The following is a 9,536-nucleotide window of genomic DNA, read 5'->3' as shown; positions in this document are numbered from 1 at the left end:
TTCAAATTATTGAAAAACCATTATCGTAGTCATAGCAGGTTTGGTCTAAGAGCGACACTGATTGCTACTTTCGTAAATGCAAATGCTGCTTAAAACACTTTCGCAAGAAGTCTAATATAAAAAAATACGCTGTTTTATAAAAATAATTAGCTTATCTGGACGACAAGAAACGCCGATTAAGGCAAGTTTAGGTCGTGTTTAAAACTTTGTATTATGAAAATACGCAAGTAATTTTTAAAAGTTACTTGAGTAGTAGCGTCTAAAGCACAGCAGGTGGTTGAGATTATGGTATAAAAAAAGGCTTGATGTTTTTGAAATAAATTCAAAAACATCAAGCCTTTTTTTAGTGTATGGTATGTAGGTTATTTAGCCACTATAAATCTACCCAGTCCAACCCTTTTTTCCCGACTATTATTCATTACTTGTTTGAGTTCCCAGTAATACAAGCCAGACTTAAAATCTGCCGGAAGTGTAAATTGACTACTTTTTGGGGCAATCATAAATGCTTTTCTCCCCAAATCATCGGTTTCTTTGGTAAAAACCTCTAGTCGTAACGAGTCTTGTGTAGGATTTGTCCAGCGAAAAACAATGTTTTTACTTTGAGCATCAATTGCTGGAGCAATCACCTTTATGCTACCCGAACGGTTGTTACTTAAACGGTTGATTTGGTTGTCATAATAAGAAATGTGCTGCATTGCCAACAACTTTTCATTTTCCAATAAGTTGGTTTGGGGTGATATAGGTTGAGTATTTTTGTTGGGTAGAGGAGTCTCTTTGCTTGAGTTGCTGTTAGAATTTGGGCGAGCACTATCAGTGGTTGGTTGCTGGTTGATGGATTTAACCGTGCCTTTTTTGCTGATGGGCGTAGGCGCCATGTTTTTCTTTGAACTTGAAACAGAGTCTGTAACTGTTATCCGGTTACCTGGTGTTTTGCCATTGTCGTATTTCCATAATTTGGTTGCTAAGTACCCTCCCCCCATTGTGAGCAATAATGCTGCTGCAATGCCTAGCCCCTGAAACTTGTTAAGCCCCACTACTGGGGTGTTTTTTTTTGTGTTTTTATCAAAATAAGGATGAGGAATAAGCTCCTGGGGGTCATCATCTTTGACAAACTCATAATACTCAAAAATTTTCTTTTGATCGTTTACCGAGTTGGTCACATGTTCTACCAAATCTTCTGGTAATTCGCTTTCCCGTTGAAGTCTGAGTGCATCAACATATAATAAAATTCCTGTATCATTTAATTCACCATTATCATCAAAAAATACTGATTGTTTGAACATTACATGGTTTTCTTTCATTTTGCCACATTATTTATAATTTACTACCCTTTTTTGTTGTGTATTACACCATAGACATACATTGTGATGAATATATCTATTTGAATGTTAATTTTTATTTAATTATAAAGGAGCCGTAGAATGAGCCCCTTTATACACATACTATTTTTAAACGCCTTAACGGACAGTTTTGGTTAAAATAGTATATGTTGTTGTATATATATACCCAAGTTTGGCTTGAGTTATGGAGATTTTTTTACAATAATCTGATTAAATTTTTAAAAGCCTCTGTATCGTATTGATAATGAGGGCTTTGGTTCATTACTTCTTTTAAAGCAGAGACTTTACTATCCAGCCACTTTCTAATCGAGTCAGGGGAGTTTTGTTTTGTTTCTACTTTGTTCAGTAAAGGAGTAATGATTTGATAGATCTCTTTATCGGAATAATCAGTGTATTCTTTGCTAAACTGTTGGTAATAGAGATTAAGCTCTTTGCTTGAAAAACCCACCGCAAAATTCTTGAAATCTTGTTTGGTCAGTACAATTCTACAGTAGAGTTTAAGCAAGAGGGTAAATTTATGCTGATATTTTGCAAACATCTTAAGATAACTCTTTAAACGCTCCACTTCTCTTTCTATTATCTCTTTTTCTATAAAACTAGATTCAGGAGTAGTGCCGTTATGTTCGTTGATCAACAAGTTCTCGGTATCAGCATCCAAACTGTTTTTAAGTACAGGTTTGTTTTGTTGTTTTCTGAGTAGCTCCAGACAAATATTAAACGCAACTCTGCTCATATAGCTCTGAATGCTGGTAATGTCAGGGTTATAGTTTTGGGCGATATAACCAATTTTTTTCTCTAAAATAACATACAAAATCTCTTGTGCAAGGTCATCCTTTGAAAAACCGTGAATGCCCCCTCGACTAGTGAATTTATAGGCTGTTTTTCTAATGATTTCCTGGATTTCATTAGATGCAATAAACTTGTGAGGGTTCTTAAGAAGTAGTTTATGTAGATTATTGTTATTCATTCAAAAAACTGTTGTGCTGTTGTTGAGCCATCAACATGAGGCATTTTTAGTACTAGTAGATAAGTTAGAGAGCAATTAAAAAATAGGATACCTTTTCTTTGCTAACTATTTTATTCTGAGACGCGGCACTTTTTAAAGTGCTACGGCTGCAAACCGAGGCTACAGCTTTGCTGTGCCGAGTTTATAAATCCCCCGAATCAAGTTCGGGGCTCTGCCAAAGGCTAAAAGTAACAAAGTCTCGGGGCAAAAGAGCAGCTACAAAATAGGTAGGTTATTTCTTGTTTGCTCCCTTAAGCAAAAACAGAAACAAAGTTACTAAGGAATGGTGTAAAAATAAATATAGTAACGCCAAAATATTTTGTTGGCAGGAGAGGCAAAAAAACGCGGCATAGCAGCGCTACGACAAGTTTTTTTAACGAATTCTGTCAGCGAAAGATGACGTTAAAAATGTAAATTTATTTTGGTACCATTCCTAAGTCAATCGCAGCAATGCTAACTTGTTGTTGAAACTAAGCAACAATATTCAAAATAGGTGTCCAAAACTAAGTGTAGGAGCCCATCAAAAGTGACCCCGTTCACGGAGCAAATAGATCGCCAAACCTTGAGTATGACCACCCTTTGTCCTAAAACAACTACGTTTTTTTCTGATTGTTTATCTATAATTTCCCTTATTTTTATCTTTTTTATCAAGCAGCAACTCCGATTTAGGGATTCAAGCGAAGGTTTAAAGCATTTTTATTAGGGAGAACCGTACTGAATTTACCATAGGTGGCATCAAAAGGGAGGGATTCTATACTGGTAAATTTTGTATGAACTGTGGTACTTATGTAATATTGCAATAGTTTTGACATATTGTTGCCTTGTTCTTGCACGGGTTGAACGAAAATGGCATTTATGAACACTAAAAAGGTTGTAATATTTGTTGTGAAAGTAGGCAACTTCAGGGTGTTATAGTCAATCCCTCATAAAAACCACCTTGTCTTATACCAGGTTTTCACCTAAATAATATGACAAACGCTAACCTATCTTATCGAAAACATATAGATAAATAACTAATGCACAAAGAAATTATTGAAAATATCAGGTCAGGAAAACGTGAAGCACTTGTAAATTTATATAAACAATACCGGGTAGATTTTATAAAGTGGGCGATCAAAAATTTTTATTGCAGCCCACAAGAAGCAGAAGATGCTTACCAGGATACCACCATTGCTTTTTATGAAAATATAATGAAAAACAAGGTACAAGAGTTGAGTTGCTCACCAAAGACCTACTTGTTTGCAATTGGCAAAAATATATTGTTGAGCTGGGCAAAGAAAAAAAGCAATCAGACGGCTGACATAGAGCACATAAAAGACGTGGAAGACGATGAGCTGATAGCCTTTGAGAAAATAGCCCTTAGTGAACAACAATCCAATATTTTGGCGGCAATCAAGGCTTTGGGGGAACCTTGCCAAACCATATTGAAATTATATTACTATGATCGATTGTCGATTAGAAAAATTGTGGAAAAACTGGGGTACAAATCAGAAAATGTGGTCAAAGTTCAGAAAAACCGTTGTATGAAGCGGTTAAAATCCGGGATAGAAGAAACAGGTTTGAAAGAAGATTTAAGATGAGTAATACAAACCAATTATTGATTGAAAAATATATTGAGGGAAAATTATCTGCCGAGGAGCAAACCAAGTTTGAACTTAGGTTAGTATCAGATGCAGCGTTTGCCAAGGAGGTAAACGAAGCCAAAGACCTGCTGATTGCCATGCATGCCTTTGGTCGGTCTGAACTAAAAAAAGAATTACAGGGTATAGCCAATGCAGCGCCTTTACCCTCGCCTGTATTTTCAGTCATTCGAGATGAAGAAGCCAAGGGTTCTGAAGGTCAGAATCCTCGCTTGGGACGTTCTTACTGGCGTATAGTCAGTATTGCTGCCGCTATTGTATTGATATGTACGGCAGGCTGGTTTTTTATCCGCAAGGAAACTTCACCAGAAACACTTTTTATAAGCTATTTTGAGCCTTATCCTAATGTAGCTGCGCCTATAGTGCGCAACGGTGCCGTAAAAAAGCCATTAGAGCAAGCGCTGCTTATGTATGAACAGCAAAATTATGTTGCTGCCATTGACCAATTGTTGGCCATAGCCCAGAAAAAGCCTACCGAGGTAGTCAGTTTTTATTTGGCAATGTCTTACCTCAGCAATGGCAATGCTCCTGAAGCCATCAAGCGTTTTGAGGCACTGAAAAACCACGTGTCGGCTAGTTATCAGAAACAAGCATTGTGGTATTTGGCGCTGGCGTTTTTGGCAGACAAGCAAGTAGACAAATGCAAAAGTGTGTTGAAGCAACTAATGAAAGAGGATAATTTTTACCAGAAAAAGGCAACAAAGTTATTCAAACAACTTTAAATACTTTTGCCTGATTAGCGCATGTAGTCATCCAAATACCCAGCGTACTGGATGACGAGCCCAACTGTTTTTAAATAAACGGTTGGGCTTTTTTAATGGAAGAGCGTCAGCATTTGTGACTTATTTTTCCAATCACGTGTCTAATTCTAAATATTGTGATAAATTTGACTCAGGCGGTGGTAAGATATTTGTGTTTTTAGATACTAACCCACCATAAGGAATGGTACCAAAATAAATTTACATTCTTAATCTCATCTTTTGAGGCTATACGTTGTTAAAAAATAGCCGAATAGCGCTGCTATTAGCCAATATTTTGCCGCGTCTAGCAACAAAATATTTTAGCGTTACTATAGAAATTTATTTTTACACCATTCCTAAGAGGCAAAGTCTAAAACACTGGATTTGTTGAATAACACTTGCCTCATTAGTTTTAGTTAAGAACTTGTCGCTCAAATAATTAATAAACATAATGGCAGATAATCAAACAACAACAGAAGAGCAAAACGCAACAAAGCGAATCGTGATTTTGGGAGGTGCCGAAAGTGGCGTAGGTAGCGCATTGCTTGCCAAAGCAAAAGGTTTTGATGTGTTTGTGTCGGATAGCTCTATTTTGCAGGAAAATTATCGCAAAACTCTGATAGACAATGACATTGCTTTTGAAGAGCAAGGACATACCGAAGAGTTTATTTTGATAGCCGATGAGGTAATTAAAAGCCCTGGTATTCCTGAAAACGCCTCTATGGTACGCAAAGTAACCCGTCAGCAAATTCCTATTATTTCAGAAATAGAGTTTGCCGCAAGGTATACCAAAGCCAAAATGATTGGAATAACTGGCAGCAATGGTAAGTCTACCACTACCTTGCTTACCCATCATTTGCTTACGCAGGCAGGATTTAAAGTGGGGTTGGCAGGTAATATAGGAGAAAGCTTTGCCAAGCAAGTAGTAGACGATGCTTACGATTTTTTTGTGGTGGAGGTAAGCAGTTTTCAACTAGACAATTGCTATGAGTTTCGCCCTCATTTGTCTATGCTGATCAACATTACCGAAGACCACATGGACCGTTACGAAAACAATATCAATAAATACATCGCTTCTAAGTTTAAGGTAATCCAAAAACAAACTCCGGAAGATTACTTTTTATATAATATCGACGATGCCAATGTAACCGAGAGGTTGCAGAAAATAACCGAAGGTGTAGTAGGCGTTAGCGAAGGAGAGGAGCCTACACCTAACCGCATTTTGCCCTATTGTTTGCCTATAAGCCTAAAAAATGCTGATCCGGAAAAAGCCAAGGAACAAAGTTTGTCTTATTGGGACGAAGAAAATGGCAACATTGTATTAAACTTTAGTGATAGAGGCAGCGACGAGCAAAAGACCATGACTGTGCCAGTGGCAGACCTACCTTTGCCCGGCAAACATAATATTTTCAATGCTATGATTGCACTACAGGCTTGTCATATCCTGGGGGCGTCACCCGTGGTATTGCACGAAGGCCTAAAAAACTTTAGCAATGCTCCCCACCGTATGGAAGAGGTGGCCGAATTGAGCGAAGTAAAGTTTATCAATGACTCGAAGTCTACCAATATTGATTCTGCTTTTTATGCCCTTGACAGTATAAAAATGGGCGAAGATGAACGCAAACTCGTTTGGATTGCCGGAGGAGTGGACAAGGGCAATGACTATGAAAAAATCAGAGATTTGGTTGCCAAAAAAGTAAAAATATTGATATGTTTGGGATCGGATAACGAAAAGCTACACAACACATTTAGAGAAACCGTGCATGTAACTATTCGTACCCAGCAAATCAACGAAGCAGTAGAACAAGCATTTGATCTTGCCAGACCTGGCGACACGGTGTTGTTGTCTCCTGCCTGCGCAAGTTACGACTTGTTTAAAAACTACGAAGAACGCGGCGATAGTTTCAAAAAGGCAGTACAAAAGCTGGTACGCCTCAAAAGCCGTAAAAAGAAAAGATAAATTATTTGCTTGATATTTACATAGTAGTAGAGCAAAGCTTGTTTGAAAATGGCTTTTGAACAAGCTTTTACTCAACGCAGTTAAATAGGGAGTGGCACCGATTCGGTGTCTAAGAACTTGAAGCTTGTCGCTTAAAGTACCGATATACATCGGCATTTAGGGACTTGAACCTGTAACATAGCCCCTACTATAGACACCGAAATGAAAGATTTGCCTGGCAGATCAATGAAATTATAGAAAGCATGGAAGAAGCTTCATCAGAGAACGTAACAAAAACAAACGATCAGGAAGAGTTGGTAGAAAACTACCCACAGGAGAGTTGGTTTGATCGTAACCTTCAGGGAGACAAGTTTATATGGATGGTAGTGGTAGCCCTGGCTTCTATCAGTGTATTGGTAGTATATAGTGCCACTGGTACCATTGCTTACAAAAACCAACAAGGACACAGCCATTACCTGTTCAAACACTCTCTGTTGGTCTTTACCAGTTTAATCGCCATTTGGGTGACCCACCGTATCGACTATCGTTATTATTCCCGCTTATCGCGCATTGCATTGTTACTGTCTGTGCCATTACTTTTGCTTTCGTGGCAGTTTGGCCCTAAAATAAACGAAGCCAGTCGCTGGATCACTATCCCTATCATTAACCAGTCTTTTCAGCCGTCCGATTTGGCAAAACTCGCTTTGTTGGCGAGCCTTGCCAGTATGTTGGCAAGACGCCAGCGCAGCATAGACGATTTTAAAGATGCCATTATGCCTATTTTGTTTTGGGTGGGCATTATATGTGGTTTAATTGGACTTACCGATATATCAAGTGCATTGTTGTTATTCCTCACCTGTTTGATCTTAATGTTTATTGGACGCGTACCAATCAATTATTTAGCATTGTTGGTAGTGGTAGGCTTTATATCCATTACTGCTGCCCTGTATATGGGGCAACGCTCTGGCACATTCAAAAGCCGGATCAATGCCAAGTACAACTCTAGCGAAATACCGTTTCAGGCGCAGCAATCCTACATTGCCATTGCTACCGGAGGCATTACGGGGGTAGGCGCGGGCAATAGTGTGCAACGAAACTTTTTACCCAACCCTTATTCCGATTTTATTTACTCCATCATTGTTGAAGAGTACGGTTTATTGGGTGGTTTGCTGGTGTTGGTGTTATACCTGGTGCTGCTTTATCGGGGTATGATGGTAATGGCCAACAGTAAACGCCCCTTTGGGGGAATTTTATCTGCCGGGCTCACCTTCAGTATAGTCATTCAGGCATTAATCAACATGGCAGTGTCGGTAGGCTTGGTACCCATTACAGGTATGCCCATGCCTTTGTTAAGTATGGGAGGAACCTCACTATTGTTTACCGGAGTAGCCTTGGGCATTGTGTTAAGCATTAGCCGGGGAGAAGTAGATGAAGATATTGAAAAAATAGGTAAAGGAGGAAGAACAGGAAATGCCAAAAGAAAACTCGCGTAATCAAGTGCCTGTGCGTGCCATCATCAGCGGAGGAGGCACCGGAGGACATATTTACCCTGCCATTGCTATAGCCAACGAATTAAAAGAACGCCACGCCAATACCGAAATTTTGTTTGTAGGAGCCCAAGGCAAAATGGAAATGGAAAAAGTGCCCAAGGCAGGTTATCCCATTGAGGGGCTGTGGATCAGTGGCATTCAGCGCAGCCTTTCGGCAGATAATTTGAGCTTTCCATTCAAGCTTACCTCAAGTTTGCTCAAAGCCCGCCGCATTATCAAAAAATTTAAGCCCAATGTAGCCATCGGGGTGGGTGGTTTTGCCAGTGGCCCTTTGCTATATGTGGCGTCTCGTATGGGAGTGCCCAGCCTTATTCAAGAACAAAATTCCTACGCTGGACTTACCAACAAGTGGTTGGCAAAACGGGTAAATACTATTTGTGTAGCCTATGAAGGATTAGAGAAATACTTCCCCGCCGAAAAGCTTGTGCATACGGGCAATCCAGTACGCAAAGATATTTTGGCGTTAGATGTAACTGCCAAAAGAACAGCTGCTTTTCAGCATTTTGGGCTCGACCCAGCCAAGCAAACAATCTTGATTGTAGGAGGAAGCCTGGGGGCGAGAAGCATCAACGAGAGTATTTCTAAAGATTTGCATAAAATTGTAAATGCGGGAGCACAAGTGCTTTGGCAAACCGGGAAAAACTCCTTTGAAGAAAACCCCGACAATGCTGGGTTACTCAACCACCCTTTGGTAAAACGCACCGAATTTATCTATGAAATGGACTTGGCGTATGCCCTTGCCGACATCATTGTGTCAAGAGCAGGTGCATTGGCTGTGTCAGAAATATGCCTGGTAGGTGCGCCAGCTATTTTGGTACCCTTTCCGTTTGCTGCCGAAGATCATCAAACCAAAAATGTGTTGGCATTAGAAGAAAAAAATGCCGCCATTCATATCAAAAACAGCGACGCCAAAAGCCTATTGGTAGATGCAGCGTTGGCATTGCTACAAGACACGAACCGCCAGCAACAACTTGCGCAAAACATTCGACAACTGGGCAAACCCAAAGCCACCGAGCAAATTGTAGACGAAGTGCTTAAATTGATATAAACCTCTTCAAACAAAAAAGCAAATATTCTCAATTTTGAGAATATTTGCTTGAAAAAAAACTATTCAACACCCTACTGTTGATTCACCAGCTTGCGCCGATGATCGTAAATGTTGCTCTTTGATACTTTATATATAGTTGATTAGAGAGGTTAGTGAAACGGAAAAAATAAATTGTGCCAATAATGCAAAATATCTTGTGGTTAGACAAGTCAAAAAATCGGCTAATAACAGCGTTATTTGCTCTATTTTTTGAGGAAGTATAACGGCAAGAGA

7 protein-coding genes are annotated in these 9,536 nt (G+C 39.3%); 5 read left to right on the top strand and 2 right to left on the bottom strand.

Annotated features, from left to right (window positions below):
- Nucleotides 1-362: 362 nt before the first annotated feature.
- Together Q0954_RS02705 and Q0954_RS02700 are read right to left on the bottom strand one after the other, a co-directional pair.
- Nucleotides 363-1,301 (bottom strand): hypothetical protein, encoded by a 939-nt coding sequence (locus Q0954_RS02705; RefSeq protein ID WP_299453219.1) that lies wholly within the window; start codon nucleotides 1,299-1,301, stop codon nucleotides 363-365.
- Between the two features lie 235 nt (nucleotides 1,302-1,536).
- Nucleotides 1,537-2,307: a hypothetical protein gene (locus Q0954_RS02700; protein ID WP_299453217.1), complete on the bottom strand. Its 771-nt coding sequence runs from the start codon at nucleotides 2,305-2,307 to the stop codon at nucleotides 1,537-1,539.
- Between the two features lie 1,055 nt (nucleotides 2,308-3,362).
- Here Q0954_RS02700 and Q0954_RS02695 point away from each other — a divergent pair.
- The 5 genes from Q0954_RS02695 to murG all read left to right on the top strand — a co-directional run bounded on the left by Q0954_RS02695 (nucleotide 3,363) and on the right by murG (nucleotide 9,263).
- Nucleotides 3,363-3,926, top strand: coding sequence for a sigma-70 family RNA polymerase sigma factor (locus Q0954_RS02695; protein ID WP_299453215.1), 564 nt, complete (start codon nucleotides 3,363-3,365; stop codon nucleotides 3,924-3,926).
- Nucleotides 3,923-4,708 (top strand): tetratricopeptide repeat protein, encoded by a 786-nt coding sequence (locus Q0954_RS02690; RefSeq protein ID WP_299453213.1) that lies wholly within the window; start codon nucleotides 3,923-3,925, stop codon nucleotides 4,706-4,708. Before Q0954_RS02695 ends, Q0954_RS02690 begins: the two co-directional genes overlap by 4 nt.
- A 469-nt stretch (nucleotides 4,709-5,177) precedes the next feature.
- The gene (gene murD, locus Q0954_RS02685) at nucleotides 5,178-6,686 is read left to right on the top strand and encodes a UDP-N-acetylmuramoyl-L-alanine--D-glutamate ligase (RefSeq protein WP_299453210.1); all 1,509 of its coding nucleotides are present in this window, start codon (nucleotides 5,178-5,180) and stop codon (nucleotides 6,684-6,686) included.
- A 242-nt stretch (nucleotides 6,687-6,928) separates the two neighbouring features.
- Complete coding sequence (locus Q0954_RS02680; protein ID WP_002704802.1) at nucleotides 6,929-8,158, top strand: FtsW/RodA/SpoVE family cell cycle protein; 1,230 nt, start codon at nucleotides 6,929-6,931, stop codon at nucleotides 8,156-8,158.
- On the top strand, nucleotides 8,136-9,263 hold the full coding sequence (gene murG / locus Q0954_RS02675) for an undecaprenyldiphospho-muramoylpentapeptide beta-N-acetylglucosaminyltransferase (protein ID WP_299453207.1): 1,128 nt from the start codon (nucleotides 8,136-8,138) through the stop codon (nucleotides 9,261-9,263). The genes Q0954_RS02680 and murG overlap by 23 nt, the downstream gene beginning before the upstream one ends.
- Nucleotides 9,264-9,536 lie beyond the last annotated feature (273 nt).

This window comes from uncultured Microscilla sp., assembly GCF_947493425.1.
Taxonomy (GTDB): domain Bacteria; phylum Bacteroidota; class Bacteroidia; order Cytophagales; family Microscillaceae; genus Microscilla.
Note: the sequence above shows the minus strand (reverse complement) of the source record. Positions and strands in the feature narration are given on the sequence as shown.

Excerpts from the sequence above, each read along its gene's own strand:
- Q0954_RS02705 (WP_299453219.1), bottom strand. The coding sequence starts at position 1,301 with ATGAAAGAAAACCATGTAATGTTCAAACAATCAGTATTTTTTGATGAT.
- Q0954_RS02700 (WP_299453217.1), bottom strand. The coding sequence starts at position 2,307 with ATGAATAACAATAATCTACATAAACTACTTCTTAAGAACCCTCACAAG.
- Q0954_RS02695 (WP_299453215.1), top strand. The coding sequence starts at position 3,363 with ATGCACAAAGAAATTATTGAAAATATCAGGTCAGGAAAACGTGAAGCA.
- Q0954_RS02690 (WP_299453213.1), top strand. The coding sequence starts at position 3,923 with ATGAGTAATACAAACCAATTATTGATTGAAAAATATATTGAGGGAAAA.
- murD (WP_299453210.1), top strand. The coding sequence starts at position 5,178 with ATGGCAGATAATCAAACAACAACAGAAGAGCAAAACGCAACAAAGCGA.
- Q0954_RS02680 (WP_002704802.1), top strand. The coding sequence starts at position 6,929 with ATGGAAGAAGCTTCATCAGAGAACGTAACAAAAACAAACGATCAGGAA.
- murG (WP_299453207.1), top strand. The coding sequence starts at position 8,136 with ATGCCAAAAGAAAACTCGCGTAATCAAGTGCCTGTGCGTGCCATCATC.